Annotated in this window: 17 protein-coding genes and 1 pseudogene; 9 read left to right on the plus strand and 9 right to left on the minus strand. The window is 56.7% G+C overall.

Annotated features, from left to right (window positions below; translation table 11 throughout):
* Positions 1-90 precede the first annotated feature (90 nt).
* Together FBY04_RS20765 and FBY04_RS20770 are read right to left on the minus strand one after the other, a co-directional pair.
* Positions 91-792 (minus strand): hypothetical protein, encoded by a 702-nt coding sequence (locus tag FBY04_RS20765; RefSeq protein WP_178118305.1) that lies wholly within the window; start codon positions 790-792, stop codon positions 91-93.
* A gap of 299 nt (positions 793-1,091) precedes the next feature.
* Positions 1,092-1,427: a hypothetical protein gene (locus FBY04_RS20770; protein WP_145316643.1), complete on the minus strand. Its 336-nt coding sequence runs from the start codon at positions 1,425-1,427 to the stop codon at positions 1,092-1,094.
* 492 nt (positions 1,428-1,919) lie between these two features.
* Between FBY04_RS20770 and FBY04_RS20775 the strand changes: the two genes are divergently transcribed.
* From FBY04_RS20775 to FBY04_RS20785, 3 genes are read left to right on the plus strand one after another with little or no spacing between them, the layout of a single operon-like run.
* Positions 1,920-3,632 carry a ShlB/FhaC/HecB family hemolysin secretion/activation protein gene (locus FBY04_RS20775; protein ID WP_145316645.1) on the plus strand — a complete coding sequence of 571 codons (1,713 nt, stop codon included), beginning with the start codon at positions 1,920-1,922 and terminating at the stop codon, positions 3,630-3,632.
* Between the two features lie 24 nt (positions 3,633-3,656).
* A complete protein-coding gene (locus FBY04_RS20780) occupies positions 3,657-11,633 on the plus strand; it encodes a DUF637 domain-containing protein (protein ID WP_145316647.1) in 7,977 nt (2,658 codons plus the stop codon).
* Complete coding sequence (locus FBY04_RS20785; RefSeq protein WP_145316649.1) at positions 11,630-12,079, plus strand: hypothetical protein; 450 nt, start codon at positions 11,630-11,632, stop codon at positions 12,077-12,079. The genes FBY04_RS20780 and FBY04_RS20785 overlap by 4 nt, the downstream gene beginning before the upstream one ends.
* A gap of 176 nt (positions 12,080-12,255) precedes the next feature.
* Here FBY04_RS20785 and FBY04_RS20790 read toward each other — a convergent pair whose 3' ends face one another.
* A complete protein-coding gene (locus tag FBY04_RS20790; protein WP_145316651.1) occupies positions 12,256-12,819 on the minus strand; it encodes an RNA 2'-phosphotransferase in 564 nt (187 codons plus the stop codon).
* Positions 12,820-13,139: 320 nt separating this feature from the next.
* Positions 13,140-13,991, minus strand: a pseudogene (locus FBY04_RS20795) (YifB family Mg chelatase-like AAA ATPase); the annotation flags it as partial.
* Positions 13,992-14,567: 576 nt separating this feature from the next.
* Between FBY04_RS20795 and FBY04_RS20805 the strand changes: the two are divergent.
* A complete protein-coding gene (locus FBY04_RS20805) occupies positions 14,568-14,846 on the plus strand; it encodes a type II toxin-antitoxin system RelE/ParE family toxin (RefSeq protein ID WP_145316655.1) in 279 nt (92 codons plus the stop codon).
* Between the two features lie 8 nt (positions 14,847-14,854).
* The gene (locus FBY04_RS20810; RefSeq protein WP_007980826.1) at positions 14,855-15,160 is read left to right on the plus strand and encodes a HigA family addiction module antitoxin; all 306 of its coding nucleotides are present in this window, start codon (positions 14,855-14,857) and stop codon (positions 15,158-15,160) included.
* A 51-nt stretch (positions 15,161-15,211) separates the two neighbouring features.
* On the opposite strand, the gene FBY04_RS20815 is transcribed toward FBY04_RS20810, so the two are convergent.
* Together FBY04_RS20815 and FBY04_RS20820 are read right to left on the minus strand one after the other, a co-directional pair.
* The gene (locus tag FBY04_RS20815; protein ID WP_145316657.1) at positions 15,212-15,739 is read right to left on the minus strand and encodes a Bro-N domain-containing protein; all 528 of its coding nucleotides are present in this window, start codon (positions 15,737-15,739) and stop codon (positions 15,212-15,214) included.
* Between the two features lie 400 nt (positions 15,740-16,139).
* On the minus strand, positions 16,140-16,400 hold the full coding sequence (locus FBY04_RS20820) for an accessory factor UbiK family protein (protein WP_008030504.1): 261 nt from the start codon (positions 16,398-16,400) through the stop codon (positions 16,140-16,142).
* Positions 16,401-16,818: 418 nt separating this feature from the next.
* On the opposite strand from FBY04_RS20820, the gene glnK reads away from it, so the two are divergent.
* The 4 genes from glnK to sutA all read left to right on the plus strand — a co-directional run bounded on the left by glnK (position 16,819) and on the right by sutA (position 19,594).
* Complete coding sequence (gene glnK / locus FBY04_RS20825; RefSeq protein WP_002555808.1) at positions 16,819-17,157, plus strand: P-II family nitrogen regulator; 339 nt, start codon at positions 16,819-16,821, stop codon at positions 17,155-17,157.
* A gap of 35 nt (positions 17,158-17,192) precedes the next feature.
* Positions 17,193-18,530, plus strand: a complete 1,338-nt coding sequence (locus FBY04_RS20830; RefSeq protein WP_084320218.1) for an ammonium transporter — start codon at positions 17,193-17,195, stop codon at positions 18,528-18,530.
* A gap of 213 nt (positions 18,531-18,743) precedes the next feature.
* A complete protein-coding gene (locus tag FBY04_RS20835; RefSeq protein ID WP_084320220.1) occupies positions 18,744-19,169 on the plus strand; it encodes a secondary thiamine-phosphate synthase enzyme YjbQ in 426 nt (141 codons plus the stop codon).
* A 101-nt stretch (positions 19,170-19,270) separates the two neighbouring features.
* Complete coding sequence (sutA, locus tag FBY04_RS20840; RefSeq protein ID WP_059403917.1) at positions 19,271-19,594, plus strand: transcriptional regulator SutA; 324 nt, start codon at positions 19,271-19,273, stop codon at positions 19,592-19,594.
* A 201-nt stretch (positions 19,595-19,795) separates the two neighbouring features.
* Here the strand turns inward: sutA and FBY04_RS20845 are convergent, their stop codons facing one another.
* From FBY04_RS20845 to FBY04_RS20855, 3 genes are read right to left on the minus strand one after another with little or no spacing between them, the layout of a single operon-like run.
* Positions 19,796-20,503 carry an HAD family hydrolase gene (locus tag FBY04_RS20845; protein WP_084320222.1) on the minus strand — a complete coding sequence of 236 codons (708 nt, stop codon included), beginning with the start codon at positions 20,501-20,503 and terminating at the stop codon, positions 19,796-19,798.
* Positions 20,500-21,399 (minus strand): tyrosine recombinase XerC, encoded by a 900-nt coding sequence (gene xerC, locus FBY04_RS20850; RefSeq protein WP_145316659.1) that lies wholly within the window; start codon positions 21,397-21,399, stop codon positions 20,500-20,502. The genes FBY04_RS20845 and xerC overlap by 4 nt, the downstream gene beginning before the upstream one ends.
* Before the next feature lie 2 nt (positions 21,400-21,401).
* Complete coding sequence (locus FBY04_RS20855) at positions 21,402-22,127, minus strand: DUF484 family protein (protein WP_084320226.1); 726 nt, start codon at positions 22,125-22,127, stop codon at positions 21,402-21,404.
* Between the last annotated feature and the right edge of the window lie 5 nt (positions 22,128-22,132).

Below are 22,132 nucleotides of genomic sequence, written 5' to 3' on the forward strand. Positions count from 1 at the left end.
CAGCGGAAAAGGAACGACGTTGTTTGGTCATCAGACACCTCTATCTGGCGAGCATTCTCGCCTAAATGGGTGTCCGGTTTCATTAGACCACTACACGTACCACCCTAAGTCACCTATTCCGACGTTAGGATCTGGCTTCCTGATGCTCAGAGGGAAACCAAAGTGAACTGAACCATGAAGATGGAAAAGCCCAGGTGTATCCCACTGCTCCCAATAATCCTTTGGGCTGAATAGGCTGTATCCATCTCTCTTACTTGTGAAACCGGTGAACAATCCTGGGCACGCCTGCGAGAAAAAATCGTCGTAGTTTGTCGTGTATATCCTCGGTACCGCTTGCTTCTTTAATCCCTCAATAAAAGCGGTGAGTGGTGCTAAGCTGCACTTGGGTGTGCTGGAAAATGTGGACGCAATTTTGTAAATTGCCTTGAGCATTGCGTTAGCGGCAGCGCGTAGGGCCTCGTTTGTATGGTCGTGTTCCGGTTTCAAAAAGGGGTAGAGGACAGGCTTGTATTTCGGTACTGCTCCATCGATGTGGTTCATCGCTGCTAACTCGTGGAGCGTATGGTAAATGCGCTCAAAATGAGCCTCTCCCGTCTCTGCACCGTAGTACTCTTCGAGCGTATTTTTCACCCATTCGTAGGCTTTCAACCCTCCTGTTAGGACGCAATATTCGTCATCCCTAATCTCGCGTTCGAGAGCTGCTGTAAAGTCTCTGGTTTGGGGGATGCCGAAATCGACAGACGCGCCGGCGCCGACCAGAACCAGAATTCTTTTTTTCCCTAGCTTTGTCATCGTTATCTCCTACGCGAAGGCGGTTTTGTCAGCTTATCTCGTACGAATGATCCAGATCACCCTCGACAAAACCCCAACGGTAACTTGGCAAACCTTTACCTGGTTGTGCAGAACTGTCCCAAAGAGTTGCACCAGCGTAGTTGGATGCTGATGTGGTAAGCAGCTGCTATCGATCTTTATACGAAGCACGAAAGAGGGCTGATTGGATGGGGTTAGTTTCAGGCAAGGAAGCAGGACCTCCATTTTTGGCCTGCCGCTTAATTCAAGTGAAGACGTGGGCCTACTAGACAGGAGTTCCTTCACTCCTCCACATACTCGATAGAATCGAGCATCGCCACCATCTCGGCGAGCTCCTTGCGTAATGCATGCAGCAAAGGACGGTTACTCACATCGATCATCGGTGACAGACTGCATCCGTATTGGAAGCTTTCAATGCGTTCGGTCACGATGTTTTTCAGTGGAAAGCACACCTCTATTTCGACGGCCTGATGGTTTTTTTCTTCAGAGCACGCGCTAGCCAGGTCACGAGCGAGCGGGAGCAAGTCATCGTCGTGACTTGTCAGGTAGGTGCTGCACCAGATCTCCCCGTCCTTCAGCTCGGGAGCGAGTGCCAGGTTCTCAAAAAGGTACTTCACACTCAGCGCTCCTTTCAGGTGCAATCAGCGTTTAAGCCACTATCAATCGGACCCAGCTACGGTCGTGAGCGTCCCTCCCGTCCGTTCAGTCAGGTGGAGCCCGCTACCCGCGATTTGCCCAATGTGCCTGTAAACCCGAGTGAAAGCTGTCCAAGCCCATAGATTGGCGAGGTTGCGTAGCCATTAAGCATTGCACCTTGGCACGGGTCGAGACTCGCGAACCGCAGCAAAAATGGCCTTCACAATGGTCTTGTTCTGGGTGACGAGTTCATCGCTATAGTACGTTTGAGGCAATTCGCCAATAAATACATATACCGTTCGTCTGATATTCTTCTTCGGTTGAGGTGCCAAAACCGCTGGTTCTTGATTCTTATTAATAAAAGTTTCAGTGGCTTATATCGTTTTGTGAAAGTAATTCAGCTCGCTCAGGGGTGTTGGCTGATCATTTGACGCAATGCTATTTTGCCATCATTGTTTTTCGATGGATCCAACATGCATTTGTTTTGGCCCTGGGCCCGACGTTTGTTGTGCCTCTCACTGCTGTGCCTCAGTGCTCAAAACAGTGCGTATGCCGCTCCCACCCCCGGTGAAACCGACCTGATCCGCGAACGCCAGGATCGCCTGCTCGACGAGCAACGCCGGCGTCTCGAAGAGCTCAAGGAATTACCCGGCAAGGCAACCAAGCCCACGCCACCGACGGCTCCCTCCGACACCCGTTGTTTCCCCATCAAGAACATCGAGCTCAACGGCGCCGACAGTCTTTCCGCCGGTGAGCGCGAGCGTTTGCTCAAGCCTTACATCGGTCAGTGCCTGGGGGTCACCCAGCTCAACGAACTGCTGAAAGTCATCACCAACCACTACATCGAAAAAGGCCTGGTCACCAGCCGGGCCTACTTGCCGCAGCAGGATTTGTCCGGCGGGCATTTGAAGGTGCTGGTGGTCGAGGGCAAGCTCGAAGGGTTGAAGGGCGCGCAGGACAGTCAGCTGTCGGACCGTGAGCTGGCCATGGCGTTTCCCGGCAAGACCGGGGAGCTGGTCAATCTACGGGAAATCGAGCAACTAGTTGATCAGCTCAATCGTTTGCCATCAAACCAGGCGCAGATGGAGTTGACGCCGGGCCAGAACGTCGGTGGTAGCGAAGTGCTGGTCAAGAACCCCCCTCAAACGCCCTGGCGCGCCGGGTTGTCGCGCAGCAACGATGGCCAGCGCAGCACCGGCGAGCAGCAATGGCGCACGACGTTTGATTGGGACAGCCCCCTAGGCCTGGCCGATCAGTTCATGCTGCGCGGTGGTCACGATGCTATGTCCGATCACCAGCACACGTCCAACAACGCCATGCTCTATTACAACCTGCCGTGGGGCTGGTGGAACTTCAGCTACACCTACAGCCAAAGCGAGTACCGCTCGCAGATCGCCGCCAACGGCTTCAACTTCAAACAGACCGGCGACAGTGAAAATCATCAGGTGCGCGCCGAGCGGGTGATCCATCGCGACGCCGTCAGCAAGACTTCCCTCAACGCCGGGCTCTCGTACCTGCGCAGCAACAACTTCATCGAAGACAGCAAGCTCAAGCTGAGCAGTAACCGCATCAGCGAAATGCAGTACGGCATCAACCACGGTCGGCGGGTCGGCAGTGCGTTCGTCAACCTCGACCTCGGTGTGCAGGAAGGCATCGGCGCGTTCGACGCTCAAGGCAACGATCATCCGGGCCCCGGCGAGCCGAATGCGCGTTACCGCAAGTACACCGCCACCGCGAGTTACCTGCAGCCGTTCAAGCTGTGGGGCGAGTCGTTCAGCTTCAGCAGCCTGATGACCGGCCAGCGCAGCGAGGACGTGCTGTTCAGCCCACAGCGCACCAGCCTTGGCGGGCAGTCGTCGATCCGTGGCTACAAGGATCAATCCTTGTCCGGTGACAGCGGCGGTTACTGGCGCAACGACCTGCGCTGGAGTCGCCCGGTGAGCCTCGAATGGCTACGCCCGGTGTTTGCCGAGTACGGCACCAGTCTTGGCTACGACCAGGGCGTGATTCGTGGCGATCGTTATAACGGCGATCAGCACGGACGCATGTCCAGCAACTCGTTGGAGGTGTTTGCTCGCGGTCAGCACCTGGCCGCCAGCGTGACCTTTGCCCATTCCCTGGAACGTCCGGACACCCTGACCGAGCGCGAAGCGCCGATCTATTTCCGCCTGGATTTCTTCATCTAGTTACGTTTCTTCGAGACTTCCGACATGGACGTTCGCCACTACGCTTTCCTCGCGCGCCAGCCTTCTGCTGCCGTGAAAACCCGTGAGCACTTTTGCGGCATGCCCAAGCGCGGATTAGCGTTTCTGTTGGTCAACGTCATGTTCTGGCAACCGCTGTGGGCCCAGGCCGATGGCATTGTGGTAGCGACGCCGGGCACCAGCCTCGGTCAGGCCGGCAATGGGGTGCCGATCATCCAAATCGCCACGCCCAATGGCACAGGGCTGTCACACAACCAGTTCCATGATTACAACGTCGGCACCCCAGGTGTGATCCTCAACAACGTCGCCCATCAGACCGGTGCAACGCAACTGGGCGGGATCATCATCGGCAACCCCAACCTGACCAACGGAATTGCGGCGCAAACCATCCTCAACGAAGTGGTCGGCGGCAGTCCGAGCCAGTTGCGCGGTTACACCGAAGTGGCGGGGCAGTCGGCGCGGGTAATTGTCGCCAACCCGTACGGCATCACCTGCAACGGTTGCGGCTTTATCAACACGCCGCGCGTGACCTTGACCACCGGCAAACCGGTGCTCGATGGCAGCGGTCGCCTTGATCGTTTTCAAGTGGATCAGGGCAGCATCGCCATCGAAGGGGCCGGGCTCAACGCGAGCAACATTGACCGATTCGAAATCATCACCCGCAGCGCGAAGATTAACGCCGAGATTCAGGCGAACAACCTGACCATCGTCGCCGGGCGCAACGATGTCAACGCACAGACCCTCGACGCCACTGCCCGCGCCAATGACGGCAGCACCAAACCGGGGCTGGCCATCGACTCCTCGGCGCTGGGTGGCATGTACGCCGGGGCGATCAAACTGGTGGGCACCGAGGCTGGGGTCGGCGTGAAACTGGCCGGCAACCTGGCCGCCAGCGGCGGTGATATTCAGATCGATGCCAATGGGCATCTGAGCCTGGCGCAGGCATCGGCCACCGGCGCTGTGAATGTCAACGTTGCCAGCCTGGAAACTCAGGGGCCGGTGTATGCCGGCAGTCGCCTCAATGTGAATACTGTAGGCGATCTGAACAACAGCCAGAACCTGGCGGCGAGGGACAGCATCAGTCTGAGCGCAGGCGGGCAGTTGACCAACAGCGGCAATATTGAAGCAGGGATCAACGCTGACAACAGTCGCAACAGCAGCGGCGATGTCTCCCTGGCCGCGAAGACGCTGATCAACAACGCCAACGTCGTCGCCAGTCGCCAACTGACGACAAGGGTTCAGACCCTGAACAACAGCGGTGGCAATCTCAATGGTGCCGCGGGTGTCGCAGTTACCGCCAGCGGCGCGATGTTGAACCAGAACGGCCAGTTGTCCAGCATCGGTGCTGTCAACCTGGTCGCCGACAGCTTGAACAACACCAGCGGTCAGTTGGTCAGCAACCAGACGCTGACACTGGCTGCCAACCAGATTACCAATCAAACCGGTTTGATCTCTGGCTGGCAGGGATTGAATGTCACGGGCGGTAGCCTGGACAACCGCAATACAGGCACGCTGTCCAGCCGCAGCGGCGATGTCGCCGTGACGCTCAGCGGTACGCTGATCAACTCCCAGGCAGGCGCCGTGGTCAGCCAACAAGCCCTGCATGTTAATGCGGCCAGTGTTGATAACCGTAACGGCATCCTGTCCAGTGCAGGCGGGCAAACGTTGTCCGTTGCCGGCCTGCTCGACAACAGTGCCAATGGCTTGTTGGACAGTGGCGCGTTACTTACGCTGCAAGCAATGACGCTGGGTAACGCTGGCGGGAAGGTCAACGGCCTACAAGCCATGAGCATCAACGTTACCGATCTGGACAACAGCTCGGGCAGCATGGCCGCCAACGGTGCGATCACACTTGACCTGCTAGGCACCCTCACCAACACCGGCGGCACGCTCTCCAGTGGCGGTGACCTGTTGCTCAAGCGTGCGGTGCAAGTGAACAACCAGGGTGGCAAGATCGCCAGCCAGACCCTGTTGACCTTGTTGACGGGTGGCCTGGATAACAGCCACGGCGGCACAGTGGGCGCCAACGACACCTTGACGATCACGGCCAGCGGTGCTTTGCAGAACGGCAGTAGCGGGCTGATCGACAGCCGAAACGGCGACCTGGTCGTCCAGGCCGACAGCCTCGACAATAGCACTGGCAGCTTGCAAAGCCACTCGGCTCTGAACCTGATCATCAACCAGGCGATCAGTAACGTCGAAGGGAAAATTCTGGCTCAACAAGGTGATCTGGACATAACGGCCGGCGCTGTCGACAGCCGCGGCGGAGTGCTGACAAGCCTGCAGGGGGCGTTCACCAGTCATGTAACCGGCGTGCTGAAAAACGGTTACGACCTCAATGGCAAAGGTGGCGTCATTCAGGCCCAGAGCCTCGACCTGCACGCCTTGGCCGGCCTCGATAACAATGGCGGTCACATTTCGGCGCAGAGCGGTGACGCTCTGATCAACGCACAAAACATCGACAACCGCGATGGTGTGCTGTTCGCCAAAAACGTGGCCAATGTCACTGGGGTTGACTTCGACAACAGCGGCTCAACGGGTGGGAAAATATCGGGCGAGCGCATCGAGTTGAACCTCAACGGTGCGCTGAACAACACGCTGGGCATTATCGAAAGCACCCGCGACCTGACCATCAGCGCAGTCAGTCTCAGCAATCTGAATGGGCAGATGCGTGCCTTGGGCAACACCGGCCTGACGCAGTTGAACATCAGGGATCTGTTGGACAACCGCAACGGTACGCTGGAAACCGCCAATACCGACCTGAGCATCAGCGCCGGCAACTTCCTCAATGCTGGCGGCAGTGTGCTGCATCTGGGAACGGGTAGCTTTGGCTTAACCATGGCCAATATCGCTGGCGCCGGGGGCCGTCTGGTGACCCATAGCGACCTCACCCTCAACGCCGACAGCTGGACCAATACCGGGGTGTTGCAGGCCAATCGGCTGACCGTCAATGTCCGCAACTTCACCCAAACCGCCAATGGTCAACTGCTGGCCTCCGACAGTTTTAACGGAAGTGGAGTCAATTGGCTCAACGACGGACTGCTTGCCAGTAGCGGCAATTTTGCCCTCAGCCTGGACGGTGCTTATAGCGGTAACGGCCGCATGAGCAGTGTTGGCAGTCTTGGGCTGAGTGCCGCGCAGATCGACACTACCTCTGCGGCCAGCATTACCGCAGGCACGATCGGAAATGTCAGTAGCACTGGAAGCCTGACTAACCTCGGGCGCCTGACTTCAGCTGGGGCGTTGACCGTCAACGCCGCCTATCTGAACAACCAGGGAACGCTCGGCAGCGGTGAAAACCTTCGAGTGAATGCTACGTCTCTGATCAATGAGAACGGGCTGATCTTCAGCGGTGGCGATATGGCGTTACGGGTGAATGACTTCACCAATCGTTACGCGGACGTTTACAGCCTCGGCAATATTAGTATCGCCAAGGATGACAACAATGGATTAAGTACATCGATCTCCAACGTGTCGGCGTCTCTCGAAAGTGTTGGCGACCTGAGCCTGGCGGCCGACTACATCGAGAATCGCAAGGACGTGTTTCAAGTTACAGGCAAGTTGGTGTCTGCCGAGATCGGGGTGCAGTGCTACAGCTGCTCTTCATACGATCCTCTTGCCTCGGTGGGATCTGACAGCTATGCGGTTTGGGTGGAAAACTACCAGTCGCAAATTGTCCAGGATTCACCATCGGCCACTATGACGGCCGGGCGAAACTTTTTGGCCCGCGGCGGAGAGTTTCTCAATCAGGCGTCGACCCTCAGTGCAGGAAATGACCTCACGCTCAACCTGCAGAACTTTACGAACAGAGGAGCTTCTGTCGGCGACTACAGTGTGCGGCGATCTATTGCACTTTCTGCTGGACAGCAGAACGCTGATTTTGGTCTATGGGTTTCGATCATGGCTTACAACGCTGCCAATGATCCTTCCTACGATCCAGGATCATTGGGGTACGTCGGCGGCAGCGCCCCGACATTTTCAAGACCCAATATCCATTTCTGGAACAGTTCCGGGGCCGAGTCCGTAATACAAGTAGCGCCTCGCCCGGGTGGCAAAAATCTGGATTCCTACACCAGGTTCGGTTCGGTACATATCACCGTTTCTGCGGATTCCCTGTGGTACAACTTTGCGTTACCTCATTACAGCGACGGCGTGCGGACCGCTGCACCGGGCGCGATCCAGTACGCAACTCCCTTCGAAAACATAGTGACTTACACGAGCCCATCGTCCTACGCGCATGCGGTCGTGCAAGGCGGTGGCGCGGTTAACATCAACGCGGCGCAAAATTTCACCAACAGTGTTGTTCGCGAAGGGGTGGACATTGGCACCAACGCTTCGCGTGTTGGCTCGACCCAGCTTAGCGGCCAACCAGCCCCGACCATCATCAACCTCAACGCCCAACTACCCCCCAACCAGGCCCAACAGCAGATAAACCCTTTGACCCTGCCGGGTTTTATCCTGCCCACCGGTCAGAACGGTTTGTTCCGCCTCAGCAGCGCGGCATCAAGTATTGGCATCAGCCAGGCAGGGGCACTGTCGAGCAGTACCGCCGCCAGGCCGCACAAATATCTGATCGAAACCAATCCGGTGCTCACCAACCTGAAGTCGTTCATGAGTTCGGATTACTTGCTGGCCAACCTTGGTTACGACCCCGATCAAAGCGCCAAGCGTCTAGGTGATGGTCTGTACGAACAACGCCTGATTCAGCAAGCTGTCATCGCCCGTACCGGCCAGCGCTACATCGACGGCCAGACCACTGACGAAGGTCTGTTCAAGTACCTGATGAACAACGCCGTCGCCAGCAAGGACGCACTCAATCTGTCGATGGGTGTCAGCCTTACCTCGCAACAAGTTGCGGCGCTTACCCACGACATCGTCTGGCTCGAAGAGCACGAAGTGAATGGCGAAAAAGTGCTGGTGCCCGTGTTGTATCTGGCCCAGACCGAAGGTCGTCTCGGCCCGACCGGCGCGCTGGTCGCGGGCAAGGATGTATCGCTGATCGCAGGCCAGAATCTCGATAACGTCGGGACGTTGCGCGCCACCAACAATTTGTCGGCGACTGCGGGCAAAAACGTGGTCAACAGCGGCCTGATAGAGGCCGGCAACCGTCTTGATGCGCTGGCAAATAATGATGTGGTGAACAAGGCCGGCGGCATCATCGCAGGGCGCGACGTGAGTGTCACCGCGAAAAACGGCGACGTGGTCAACGAGCGAACACTGACCACTCTCGACAGCACGATGCGCGGCATTACGCACAAGGAGTTTGCCAACACCGCTGCACGTATCGAAGCGACCAATGACCTCAATGTGTCGGCAGGCCGAGACATCAACAACCTTGGCGGTGCGCTGCAAAGCGGTCGAGACATGAGCCTGGAGGCAGCGCGCGACGTCAACCTCGCCGCGCAACAGGTCAGCAACAGTTCGTACCAGAGTGCCAACCACAACAGCAGCGACACCACCCAACTGGGGGCTACCGTCAGTGTCGGTCGCGACCTGTCGGTTGAGGCCGGCCGCGATGTCAATGTCATTGCCAGTGACGTTGAGGCCAAGCGTGACATCGCCATGGACGCAGGGGAAAACCTGACCATCAGCTCGGCGGCGGATGAAGAACACTCGTTGAAGAAAAGCAAGAAAGTGACCCGCCAGGAGGATCATGTCAGTCAGGTCATGTCCGGAGTGACGGCAGGTGGCGACGTGGCGCTCAGTGCCGGCCAAAACCTGGCGGTGATCTCTAGCCGTATCATTGCCGGCGATGAAGCGTATCTGGTGGCGGGAGACAGGCTCGACATCCTCGCGGCGCAGGACACGGATTATTCGCTGTACGACATGAAGAAAAAGGGGAGCTTCGGCAGCCTCAAGACCCGCCACGATGAAGTGACGAAAAATACCTATATCGGTAGTGAAATCAAGACTGGCGGCAACCTCACTTTATCCAGCGGCGGCGACCAGCACTATCAGGTGGCCAAAGTCGACAGCGGTAAGGACATCGTTATCGACAGCGGTGGCTCGATCCTTTTTGAGGGGGTGAAAGACCTTCATGATGAAAGCCACACCAAGAGTAATAACGACGCTTTTTGGACCTCATCCAAAGGCAAGGGTAATACCGACGAGACGTTCCGCCAGACTCAGATGATTGCCAAAGGCAGCATCACGATCAAGGCCGTTGATGGCTTGAAAATCGACCTCAAACAGGTTGATCAGCAAACCGTCACTCAAGCAATTGATGCAATGGTCCAGGCCGATCCGCAACTAGCCTGGCTGAAGCAAGCCGAAGCACGGGGCGATGTCGATTGGCGACTGGTCAAGGAAATCCATGAGTCGTTCAAGTATGAGAACTCAGGTCTTGGTCCCGCTTCTCAAATAATTATTGCGATTGTCATGGCCGCCATTGTCGGCCCCGCCGCACTGAGCGCTTTAAGCGCCAGCATGGGCACAGCCTGGGCTGCGGGTCTTGCCGCAGTGGCTTCTGGTGCAGCAACGAATGCGACCACCAGCTTTATCAACAATGGTGGGAATCTTGGAGCGGTGTTCCAGGACGTGACTTCCTCGGAGGCGCTCAAGGGGTATGTGATTTCGGGTGTGACGGCTGGTGTAACGGCTGGTTTCTTTGATGACATTCTGAAAACAAAAACCAACCCGATTACAGGGAAAGTCACTGTTGACCTCAGTAGTCTGGAGGGGATTAGTCGGTTTGGCGTAAATCAGGTGTTGCAAGGCGGAACATCCGCGTTGCTGGGCAAGGCGCTGGGCCAAGAGGGTAGCGTCAGTGATGTGTTGAAAACTGCCTTATTCAACACGTTGGCGGCAGCCAGCTTCAACGCGGTAGGTGACTTCACCAAAGGAGTAGTTGCCGACGGCTCCCCGACTAAAGTTGTTATTCACGCCATGGTGGGCGGGCTGCTCTCAGAGGTTACAGGCGGGGACTTTGCAACTGGAGCCTTGGCGGCTGGTGCGAATGAAGCACTCATCGTAGACCTGAATAATTTGGTCGGTGGCAACCCAAACCTGCTCTCGATGGTGTCGCAGATCGTGGGGGTGCTAGCGGCTTCAACGACAGGGAATGTTGATGCGGGGACTTTGCAAACTGGGGCATGGGTTGCCAACAATGCGACGCTGTACAACTTTCAGGGCCATTTTGATGAGTTTCAGGAGAAGTACGAAGCGTGCTCAAAGGATTCGAGAGGAACTGGATGTTCAACCATACTAAAGATGGTGGGGGAGCGGTCTCAGAATCTCGGTAACGTTGTTCTTAATACCGATGCTGATTCAAATGCGGTTAGCTACACGTTGCTGGATGAGTCGAGTAAACCATGGATGATCATGGAACCCGCGGAGTACAACGCCTGGGTGACGCTTCCTACGGAGATGCAGGACGCTTTCAAATACTCGACTCAGTGGCAGCTTGATCTGTCCTCAACATTGCTTTACGCAAACAAGGGGCAAGGTGCCAAGGCTCTAGAAAGCTACGGTATGATGTTGAGCGAACCTGAGTATTGGGGGGAAATGGCCATCGCCCTAATGCTCTCGGCAGCAGGCGGGGTTGGAGCGTTTAGGGGCATCGGCGGAACTGGTGCCGTTGCCAATGCAGAAAGAGGAGTGTTGGCTGAGGCAAATTTTGCTCAGAATACAATCAGATCTGACCGATCCTTTAGCCCTGATGGAGTAAAGCTTTACTCGGCTTTGGCAGGTAAACCTATAAAGACAGTAGAAGATTTAGCTGGTGCGTTGAAGACCGGAGCCATTACTCCAAATCAACTCCCGCTTGACTACGTGGAAATGAATGGAGCTCGGCTCATTTTGAATACGAGAACCTCGACAGCACTTGAGCAAGCAGGAATTCCTAGAAATCAGTGGTTTGGGCGAAATCAGACTAATGTTGAAGCCTATCCAGGTAAAACATTTAATGATCTTGCAAAAGATCAACTAAAAAATAACGGTCTGCCGTCGACCGGGGCAGATCAACTGAAATCGGTGCGTCCATGAAAATAAGTCAACCGAAGCTGGTGCTCAATCCTTATGAATGGTTGCCAGGATTTGGCGAGTCAAAAGTCTCATTCCGCTCTGTTGGAGTGGATCTCGTACTTGATGTCGAGTATGAGAAAGATATTTTTGACGCTGATGGTAGTGAGGAATTGTCAATTGTTAGGCGAGAGATGGTTTTTAAGAATGTCCACTCCTTTATTAAACTTCCATTTCCGGGAAGCGTTCTTTTCAGTTTTTTGGGTGACGCCAGTGAGTTTGGGTTGGGTGAGTTGACTGAGTTTAGAGAGTCTGATTTTGTACGGAATAGTTTGGATTCTTGGCGTTTGCTAACAAGTCTTGAACCGCCAAGGCTGAAGCATTTTAGTATTCAGTTTTTAGCGGAAAATATGGCTTTTCATATATTGGCTGAAGAGGTCTTTTTGTCAGGTGAGTTATCGGTTATATAGTTATTTAAAGAAAGATTGTGGCGAGGTGCTAGTTGGGTGTTGATGTTTTGAAATCGGTAAATTTTAAAGGTGTGCATCCTAAGCCTTTTTATAGGTTTTGCATGAGATTTGGCTGTGGCTGTAGTGATTATAATCACTGAAAAATTTATCGCTGCTTTTTATGTATTGCAGAGTTGTCAAGGCGGGTAGGGTTGGTTCTCGTGCAGAAAAATCAAAGGGACATGCTCTGTCAGCCAAACACCATTTTCAGCTTGAAAGAATTTGAAGCCTTTTTGGTGCATTCGAATGGCTTCAATTTTTAGCACTACAGGAACTCCATAGCGTTGTCCGACAGCAATAGCGGTGAGTATGTCGTGCGACAGATGTACATAGTGGCGTGCGCCGGCAATCAGCCCTTGTTGGTGAATTGACTCTAGGAACCGTGTTGCAGTGCCATGGTAGAGAAAGTCCGGGGGGGCTTTCTCAATGTGCTGAAGGCTAACGGTTGGCATTGAGTGCCCCTGTACTGCACGAATACGCAGACCATCTTCGGAGATGCTGAATCGTCTTTTATCACTGCTGCTAACGACTGTTTGAATAAGAGTCGGGTCTAAGATTAGACCTTCTTTAGCGGCGCCTGCGATCAAGGAGTCAATGTTGCCCCAGCCCTCGCTATCTAGTTGTAAGCCTATAGTTTGCGGTTCATGCCTGAGAACATAACTAAGAAATTTGCTGATTTCATTGATCTGTTTCGTTTTCATGCGAATGTCCAGTGGAAAGGTTGGCACATACTTTTATTCATTATACGAAGTGGGAGGCCCACAGGTCGCCCATTTTCATTCACTCCGCAGTCTGCGCCCGCAACCGCCGACCAATCACATCCATCAAATCACAGCCATCACGCAACGGTATAGCCAGCAGTTTCGAAAAGTCCGACAGCACACACCGTGTCGCAACCAATCTCGGCGCGAAAGGCGATGTTCTCCAGCTAATGAGCTCTTACCCCGCGAGCTCGTGTCGACGGAATAACATCACGAAGCTCGTCGCATTAATTTCAAAAAAGTCGCATTTATTTCCAAATCCTACAGCCGCCGCCCACCAGCGCCGGGCCGGAGGCCGAGTGATGGGGTTGGCGGAAGGGCCTTTGCGGCCAGTGGCTCAAGGGCACGCAACTGGTGACGGATTGAATGGCGGCGACTTCCAGCGCTTCATGCTCGGCCAGGGGGGGAAGCAGTCCCGGCAAACGACTCGCCAGAAGGGTTTTCCCGGTGCCAGGTGGTCCGCTAAACAGCAGGTTATGAGCGCCCGCCGCCGCGATCAGCAATTCGCGCTTGGCTGAAAGTTGGCCCTGTACTTCGTTCAAGTCTGGATAGGGTTTACTGGCGTAAAGCAAACCGTTGGACACGTAAGGCTCGACCGGTGTGTGCCCATTGAAGTGCGCGACCGCTTCCAGCAAATGATCCACCGCGATCACTTTCAGCCCCGACGCCAGGCACGCCTCCTCGGCATTCGCCCGCGGCACCATCAGCGAGCGTCCGGCCTTGCGCGCTGCCAGTGCGGCCGGCAATACGCCCCGCACGGCACGTACCGCGCCTGACAGCGCCAATTCTCCCAGACATTCCACATCATCCAGTGTCAGCGTTGGCACCTGCACGCTGGCGGACAGAATCCCCAGGGCAATCGCCAGATCGAATCGTCCGCCGTCCTTCGGTAAATCAGCGGGGGCGAGATTCAGCGTGATACGCCGCGCCGGGAATTGCAGGCCTGAGTTGATGATCGCACTGCGCACCCGGTCCTTGCTTTCCTTCACCGCCGCTTCGGGCAGACCGACCATGGTCAGCGATGGCAGGCCGTTGGCCAGGTGGACTTCGACGGTGACGGCGGGCGCATCCACGCCGATTTGGGCGCGGCTGTGGACGATGGAGAGGGACATGGTCGTTCCTTGAGCTTTACGGGGGCCGCTTCCTGCGGGTTTTTTAAGGGTAGTCGGGAGGTGATGATTTGGTGCGGCGGCTGAGCCGCGAAACTTTCGCAGGATGTTGCGAGCTTTGTTGCGCTGCTTTGGATGCGAAAAAAACCGCCACTTGGGCGGTTTATTCGGGGAGCCTGGTCCGACTCGTGCCTGCAAGCCAGCCATCAGGTTCGAGCTCTTTGCCATACATTGCTGCCACTTTAAAAAAACGATGTTGGCTGGCAGAAACGTTCCCGGCTAAACGGAGCGCCTCGGCATGAAGCTCAGCGATGAGTAACAGTTTTGCTTGCCGTTTTTTGGGCTTCACAGCGACCTGCCTTTGATTGATGGTTTAGTTGTTAGGCCAGTCAACTCAAGCGCCGAAGACAGTTTTGATGCAATCAGAATGGACCCATATTTTTGTAGGACCAAGCTCGGTTTTTGGGGCCTTCTGAAGGGCGTGGGTAGTCCTTTTCCTAGAGTTTTGAAAGAGGGGGGAAATACTCATAGCAGCGAGTTTGCATTCATGAATTTGCCTTATACACTCAAGGTTAATGCATAACGTTAAGCTTTAAGTGTTCTGAGACCGAGTACCTGTTTTGCAACGGTAAGACCCGTTTGTGGTCAGCCATTCTGAGTGTCGCGGAACGAAAGCTGACGATGCTTGATGATGCTGTCGTGCTGAAAGACCTTCGATCTCCGCCGGGTAATCGCCTGGAGGCGTTGGAGGGAAATCGAAAAGGTCAGCACAGCATCCGCATCAACGCTCAATGGCGAATTTGCTTTGTCTGGGGCTGCAACGGGCCGGAGAATGTAGAAATCGTCGATTATCACTGAGGTGAGTAATGACTAAAAATGGTATGCGCCCGGTGCACCCTGGCGAGATCCTCAAAGAGGAATACCTGGAGCCTTTGAGCCTGACGGCTGCCGCTCTGGCCAGAGCGTTGAACGTGTCGACACCTACGGTCAACGATATTGTGCTTCAGCGTCGGGGTGTCAGTGCTGATATGGCTCTACGGCTATCTATTTGTCTGGATACGACCCCGGAATTTTGGCTCAACCTTCAATCGACCTACGATTTGCGTAAAGCCGAGATTGAGCGAGGGGCCGCGATTCGGGATCAGGTCGAGCGGCTTGCACACTGCGCCTGATTGTTGTCTTGGATTTACCGAACCCCACGCAAAAAGCGTGGGGTTTTTTATTCAGAATGCGTGAAGCATTTTCGCGGCTCTTTTCCACCAAGGCGCACTGATAGCAGACCTTGAAGACTCCTGATCAGGTAGAACGTGCGGAACATCCTGCAGTCGAATCCACGGCTGGTTATTCCAGTGCAGCAGACTCAGCGACATTTCCGGCCAGTTCAGCAGGCTCAGGATCGGGCGTTCGGTTGGGGTGAGGTGTTCCGCGTCTCTTAGGGCAGGCACTACGTCGTGGGTCAGCCATTCGCGCAGGGCCCGGTATTCGGGGCAGTAGTGGTAGATCAGTAGTGCGTAGATGCCGGATTCGCTGATCAGCAGGGTGTCTTCGATGCTGCCGTGGATGAGCATTCGCGCGGACTGGCGTTGGTCGGGGTCGAGTTTGCGGACGGCGCGGTCGTCGAGGTGGAGGCGCAGGAAGCGGCCGAGGTCGCGGGCGCTGAACCAGGGTTGGTTTTGGAGGAGGAGGGCGTGGAGGTGGAGTTTGTGGCGGGTGAAGACTTGGGGGATCAGATAGGCATTATCGCTATTCATTGATACAGCTCCTCTTGCTAAAAGGGCTGCCCGCAATCGTCGCCAAACAATTGGGTGGCAGTTGTACGCGGGTTGGCGAACCGGAGCAAAAGGAACCCGGCAGACCCGAAGGCCTCCCACGCACAACCGCCATGACTGCGTCGATGGTCGTCATGCTCCTTAAGCTTCCAGGTCGCCAAACCCGGTGCTGAACATTCAGCAGAAGGTGAGCTTAGAAACCGGTGCATTGCGGCGCAATCGGACGGCGGTGGTTTTGTTGTAGGAAGGTGCCGGGATTTTTGAGGGCTTGAGATCGCCCCTGGCACCGTTTCCTACAGGTAAATCTGAAGGTCGTTCCGACCTTATTCGCGAGCAAGCCCGCTCCCACATGGGATCGGGTTTCAAAGTGGGATTTGCGGGGTTACTCGGTTGGGGGATTGAGCTTCGCTTCCAGCTCGGCAACCTTCGCTTCCAGGCTTTCCAGGCGTGCCCGAGTCCGTGCCAGCACGACCATCTGGCTATCAAACTCTTCCCGACTCACCAGGTCCAGTTTGCTGAAGCCGCTCTGCAGCAACGCCTTGAACTGGCTTTCGATTTCGCTTTTCGGCAGTGGGGTGTCGCCGCTGAAGAGGCGGGAGGCGGTGCCGGTCAGGGCGTCGAGGAAGTCTTTGGGCGCGAGCATGAGAAATGTCCTGAAAACAATGGCGGGCAGTGTATCACGCAGTGTCTATAGTCAATCCCGACCGCAGGGATGCACGCTTTTCGCGCATGCGGACGGACGGCGTCGCACTGTTGTTGTGCGTTACGCATCGAGCAATCGAGCGCAGTAGCACCCCATTGCAGGCAAGCGCTTGATATCAGGGGCTTTTGGCGAGATGGCAAGCTTTCTGCTTGGTGGGTAGTGACCCATGCACTGATGCAGTCGATGTGACGAATGCAGTGCGCCAAGCGGAACGGGGGAAGTGTTTCGTACGGAGCGGTTAGCTGGCGTCGGACGGGCAGGTAAGGCCGACGATGCGTTACAAAGCCAGGCACTGCGCTTAGACTTGAGTCGGGTTTGTTTTCCTGGGGCAAGTCCACCAATTCGGGAGAGAGTTTTCATGAAGCTAGTCACTGCCATCATCAAGCCGTTCAAGTTGGACGACGTGCGCGAGTCGTTGTCCGAGATCGGCGTGCAGGGCATTACCGTTACTGAAGTCAAAGGCTTCGGTCGGCAGAAGGGTCACACCGAGCTGTATCGCGGCGCGGAATACGTGGTCGATTTCCTGCCTAAGGTGAAGATCGATGTCGCCATTGACGACAAGGATCTGGACCGGGTTATCGAGGCGATAACCAAGGCGGCCAACACCGGCAAGATCGGTGACGGCAAGATTTTCGTGGTCAATCTGGAACAGGCGATTCGCATCCGTACCGGCGAAACCGATACCGACGCAATCTAAGCCGCCACAAACCCAACGCCCCAGGAGAAAACAATATGACTCTGCGTAAATTAGCAGGGCTAGGAGCCCTGTTGTCCCTCGTAATGCCCAGCCTGGCCATGGCGGCAGACGAAGTGGCGGCCCCAGTCCTCAATTCCGGCGATACCGCCTGGATGCTGACCTCGACAGCCCTTGTGCTGTTCATGACCATTCCCGGCCTCGCGCTGTTCTACGGCGGCATGGTTCGCTCCAAAAACATTCTTTCCGTGATGATGCAGTGCTTCGCCATTACCGGTCTGATCAGCATTCTGTGGGTCATTTATGGCTACAGCATCGCGTTCGACACCACCGGCATGGAACAGGGCGTCGTCAACTTCAACTCGTTCTTCGGCGGCATGGGCAAGGCTTTCCTCGCCGGTGTCACGCCAGCCAGCCTGACCGGTCCTGCGGCGCTGTTCCCTGAGGCGGTGTTCATCACCTTCCAGATGACGTTCGCCATCATCACCCCGGCGCTGATCGTCGGTGCCTTCGCTGAGCGGATGAAGTTCTCCGCGATGCTGATCTTCATGGGCATCTGGTTCACCTTGGTCTATGCGCCGATCGCGCACATGGTCTGGTCCGGCAACGGCGGCCTGATGTGGGACTGGGGTGTGCTTGATTTCGCCGGTGGCACCGTGGTGCACATCAACGCCGGTGTGGCCGGTCTGGTCGCGTGCATTGTGCTCGGCAAGCGTAAAGGCTTCCCGACCACCCCAATGGCACCGCACAACCTCGGTTACACCCTGATGGGCGCTGCGATGCTGTGGGTTGGCTGGTTCGGTTTCAACGCCGGTTCCGCTGCAGCGGCCAACGGCACGGCCGGTATGGCGATGCTCGTGACTCAGATCGCAACTGCCGCTGCCGCACTGGGCTGGATGTTCGCCGAGTGGGTCACCCACGGCAAACCAAGCGCACTGGGTATCGCTTCGGGTGTTGTGGCCGGTCTGGTTGCAATTACTCCGGCCGCAGGCACCGTGGGCCCGATGGGCGCGCTGGTGATCGGTCTGGCAGCGGGCGTGGTGTGCTTCTTCTGCGCCACCACCCTGAAACGCAAACTCGGTTATGACGATTCCCTTGACGCTTTCGGTGTGCACGGCATCGGCGGTATCCTCGGCGCGATCCTGACCGGTGTGTTCGCTGCACCGTCGCTGGGTGGCTTCGGCACCGTCACCGACATCGCCGCACAAGTCTGGATTCAGTGCAAAGGCGTGGGCTTCACGGTGATCTACACCGCGATCGTCACCTACATCATTCTCAAGGTGCTGGACGCCGTCATGGGTCTGCGTATCACCGAAGAAGAAGAGGCCGTCGGCATCGATCTGGCACTCCACAACGAACGCGGCTACAACTTGTAAGCACGCGCATAAAAATTTGCCCGGCTTGCCGGGCATTTTTTTGTCTGGGATTTGTCAGTGAAGGAACTGCTGAAAGGTTTTTTCGTACACGTTTAGTGGCGTTTACGACGGGCGTTTTTCTGCGGCCAATGGCTTACATGATTGAAGGAATATTAGGGCCTTTGTTTTTTCCCAGAGCGCGCTAGAATGCGCCCCGAACGTGCGGAGAACTGTATGTGGCAACAGACTCTGATTACCCTGCGGGCAAGGCCTCGGGGCTTTCATCTGGTAACGGACGAGTTACTCGCCGGCGTGCCCGAAATCAAGGCGTGCCGGGTCGGTCTGTTGCATTTGTGGCTGCAGCATACCTCGGCGTCGTTGACCATCAACGAAAACGCCGATCCGGCGGTACGTCGCGACTTCGAACGATTCTTCAATCGTCTGATCCCACAAGGAACAGATGGCTATGAGCATAACGACGAAGGCCTGGACGACCTCCCGGCGCACTTCAAGGCCAGCGTGCTTGGCTGTCAGCTCAGTTTGCCGATTTCGGCGGGCCGACTGGCGCTGGGGACCTGGCAAGGCGTTTATCTGGGCGAGCACCGTGATTTTGGCGGTGCCCGTAAAGTCCTCGCCACCGTGCACGGTGAAGAGGCATGAACCGCTGGTCACCAGCGGTTATTGAATTTTTCCGGCGGCTGTCGACAGACGGTGAAGCTGGGCTATAACTAATCTGCTTTTCGCAAGTCATGAGGTAGAACATGAGCGACGATGATCTGGAAAACGACGACCTCGAAGTAGGCGACGACGACGAAACCGAAGAAGGTCTGGAAGCAGCGGCGGACGACGTCGTTGAAGACGACGGCGGTGAAGCGCCCGTTCCGACCGCCAAAGGCAAGGCCAAGGCTGCGGTGTCGGTCGATGAGCTGCCGAGCGTCGAAGCAAAAAACAAGGAGCGCGATGCTCTGGCCAAGGCCATGGAAGAGTTCCTGGCCAAGGGCGGCAAGGTGCAGGAAGTGGAGGCCAATGTGGTCGCCGATCCTCCCAAGAAGCCTGACAACAAGTACGGCAGCCGGCCTATCTAAGCGCTTGCTTCCTGCTTGCTGAAAAAGCCCGCCGTCGCTGCGGGCTTTTTCATGGGTGGAGAAAAATTCTGAAGCCCGGAGCAATCCCTTGTAGGAGCCGGCTTGCTGGCGAAAGATTTTGAAATGTGTGCTGTTTTGCAGGACGCCATCGCCAGCAAGCCGGCTCCTACAGGGTTTGGCGGTGTTGGTTGGGGCCAGGTTTTACGCCGACGCGGAGTTCCACCGCGCCAACAACGCCGGCAATTCGGTCAGGCTGCGAATCTCGGCATCCGGTGCCCTCTGCGCTTCCCACAATTTGCCTTGCGGGTTAAACCAGATCGCCCGCAACCCTGCCTGTTGCGCTCCGGCAATGTCATCACCTGGATGATCGCCAATATGCACTGCCGTCTCGGCCGTTGCCCCGCCACGCTGCAATGCTTCATGAAACAGTCGCGCATCCGGTTTGGCGATGCCGATGTCTTCGGCGCACAGCGCAAACTTGAAGTAATCCGCCAGCCCTAGCCGGCGCACATCGGCGTTGCCGTTGGTGACCACGCCCAGCGCGTAGTGTTTGGCCAGCACCTCCAGCGTTGGCTCCACCTCGGGGAATACTTCGAGCTGATGCCGCGCATGCAGAAACACTTCAAAACTCTGATCAGCCAGGTCGGACGCCTGGCCATGGTCGTATCCGGCCTCTTCCAGCGCATGGAACAGCACTCGCCGACGCAACGCACTGATGCGATGTTTGAGGCCCGGTTCGCTGCTCAGAACGCGCTCGCGAATCGTCCACAAATGCTCCACCGGCACCGCGCCCAGATTCGGTGCATGTTCGGTCAGCCATTCACGCAGGATGGCTTCGGCGCTGACGATCACCGGGGCGGTGTCCCACAGGGTGTCGTCGAGGTCGAAGGTGATCAATTGGATCGTCATGAATCATCGCTCTTAATGCGTTTGGCCCGTGGATGGGCGCTGTCGTAGACCGTCGCCAGGTGCTGGAAGTCCAGGTGGGTGTAGATCTGGGTGGTCTTGATGTCCGAGTGGCCGAGCAGTTCTTGCACCGCGCGCAGGTCTTGCGAGGACTCCAGCAAGTGGCTGGCAAAGGAGTGCCGCAACATGTGCGGGTGCAAGTTTTGCCCCAATTCGCGCTCGCCGGCAGCCTTGACCCGTACCTGAATCGCCCGAGGGCCAAGGCGCCGCCCTTGCTGGCTGACAAACACCGCGTCATCTGCCGGGTTGGTCATGGCCCGCAATGGCAACCACAACTCCAGTGCTTCGCGGGCCTTTTTGCCCACCGGCAACAGTCGGGTCTTGCTGCCTTTGCCGAGCACCTGGACCATGCCGTCGGCCAGGTCCAGTCGATCGAGATTGAGCCCGGTCAGCTCAGAAAGGCGCAGGCCGGAGGAATAGAACAGTTCCAGTATCGCCTGATCCCTGCGAGCCAGAAAATCATCCTCCACCGCACCCTCGAGCAGTTGCAGTGCGCGATCAGTATCGAGGGTTTTCGGCAGTCTTCGTTCGCCTTTGGGCGGCGCCAGACCGTTAGCCGGATCGTGGTCGCACAGACCTTCGCGGTTCAGGTAGTGATAGAGCCCGCGCACGGCCGAGAGCAGCCGCGCAAGGCTGCGGGACGATTGCCCCTGGGAATGCAGACGAGCGATCAGACTGCGCAGGCGCTGAATGTCCAGCGCGGCCCAGCTGTCGATGTTCTGTTTGATGCACCAGCCCAGCACCTTGTCGAGGTCGCGGCGATAGGCGTACAGCGTGTGAGGCGACACCTGCCGCTCACTGCGCAGGTGTTCGCAGTAAGCGTCCAGTTGCCGTTCCATGATCAGCGTACCGAGCGAAGGGAGTTGTTGACCCGTGGCAGCACGCGGCCCATGACTTCGGCGATGTAGCTCAGGAACAGCGTACCCACCGAGCTTTTGTAGTGCTGCGGATCACGGCTGGCGATGGCCAGCACACCGTGGATGCCTTGATGGCTGATGGCGACGACGGCGGTCGAGCCGATCTGCTTGCGCTGCTCTTCGCCAAACAGGAAGTCCAGTTCATGCTCGCGCAGGCTGCCGCTGACACTTTTTTCTTCCGAGAGCAGGCCGCCAATGGCCGTTTGCGCATCGGCGTGGGTCACCCAGCGGCCAACCGGCATCGGGTTGTCACCCAGCAGGATCAGGCTGACAAAAGGCACCTGAAAGTCCTGGCGCAGGCTGTCTTCGACGCTGATCACTACGTCTTCCAGCGTGGTGGCGTCCATCAAGGCGAGAATCAGGCGGCGGGTCTTGTCAAAGAGGCGGTCGTTGTCGCGGGCCACGTCCATCAAGTGCGAGAGGCGATGACGCAATTCGATGTTGCGGTCGCGCAGAATGGTCATCTGGCGCTCGACCAGCGAGATGGTGTCGCCACGCTGGTGCGGGATGCGCAACGCCGGGAGCAATTCTTCATGCTCGACGAAGAAATCCGGATGAGCCTCCAGGTACGCGGCAATCGCCGCCGCCTCAAGGCTTTCGGAAGGGGATTCGTCGGGCTGTCGGGCGGGAACCTGGGGCTTGTCGGTCATGGGTT

This window comes from Pseudomonas sp. SJZ080, from assembly GCF_007828295.1.
GTDB classification, from domain to species: Bacteria; Pseudomonadota; Gammaproteobacteria; order Pseudomonadales; family Pseudomonadaceae; genus Aquipseudomonas; species Aquipseudomonas migulae_A.

Excerpts from the sequence above, each read along its gene's own strand:
- FBY04_RS20765 (WP_178118305.1), bottom strand. The coding sequence starts at position 792 with ATGACAAAGCTAGGGAAAAAAAGAATTCTGGTTCTGGTCGGCGCCGGC.
- FBY04_RS20775 (WP_145316645.1), top strand. The coding sequence starts at position 1,920 with ATGCATTTGTTTTGGCCCTGGGCCCGACGTTTGTTGTGCCTCTCACTG.
- FBY04_RS20780 (WP_145316647.1), top strand. The coding sequence starts at position 3,657 with ATGGACGTTCGCCACTACGCTTTCCTCGCGCGCCAGCCTTCTGCTGCC.
- FBY04_RS20785 (WP_145316649.1), top strand. The coding sequence starts at position 11,630 with ATGAAAATAAGTCAACCGAAGCTGGTGCTCAATCCTTATGAATGGTTG.
- FBY04_RS20790 (WP_145316651.1), bottom strand. The coding sequence starts at position 12,819 with ATGAAAACGAAACAGATCAATGAAATCAGCAAATTTCTTAGTTATGTT.
- FBY04_RS20810 (WP_007980826.1), top strand. The coding sequence starts at position 14,855 with ATGACTAAAAATGGTATGCGCCCGGTGCACCCTGGCGAGATCCTCAAA.
- FBY04_RS20815 (WP_145316657.1), bottom strand. The coding sequence starts at position 15,739 with ATGAATAGCGATAATGCCTATCTGATCCCCCAAGTCTTCACCCGCCAC.
- FBY04_RS20820 (WP_008030504.1), bottom strand. The coding sequence starts at position 16,400 with ATGCTCGCGCCCAAAGACTTCCTCGACGCCCTGACCGGCACCGCCTCC.
- glnK (WP_002555808.1), top strand. The coding sequence starts at position 16,819 with ATGAAGCTAGTCACTGCCATCATCAAGCCGTTCAAGTTGGACGACGTG.
- FBY04_RS20830 (WP_084320218.1), top strand. The coding sequence starts at position 17,193 with ATGACTCTGCGTAAATTAGCAGGGCTAGGAGCCCTGTTGTCCCTCGTA.
- FBY04_RS20835 (WP_084320220.1), top strand. The coding sequence starts at position 18,744 with ATGTGGCAACAGACTCTGATTACCCTGCGGGCAAGGCCTCGGGGCTTT.
- sutA (WP_059403917.1), top strand. The coding sequence starts at position 19,271 with ATGAGCGACGATGATCTGGAAAACGACGACCTCGAAGTAGGCGACGAC.
- FBY04_RS20845 (WP_084320222.1), bottom strand. The coding sequence starts at position 20,503 with ATGACGATCCAATTGATCACCTTCGACCTCGACGACACCCTGTGGGAC.
- xerC (WP_145316659.1), bottom strand. The coding sequence starts at position 21,399 with ATGGAACGGCAACTGGACGCTTACTGCGAACACCTGCGCAGTGAGCGG.
- FBY04_RS20855 (WP_084320226.1), bottom strand. The coding sequence starts at position 22,127 with ATGACCGACAAGCCCCAGGTTCCCGCCCGACAGCCCGACGAATCCCCT.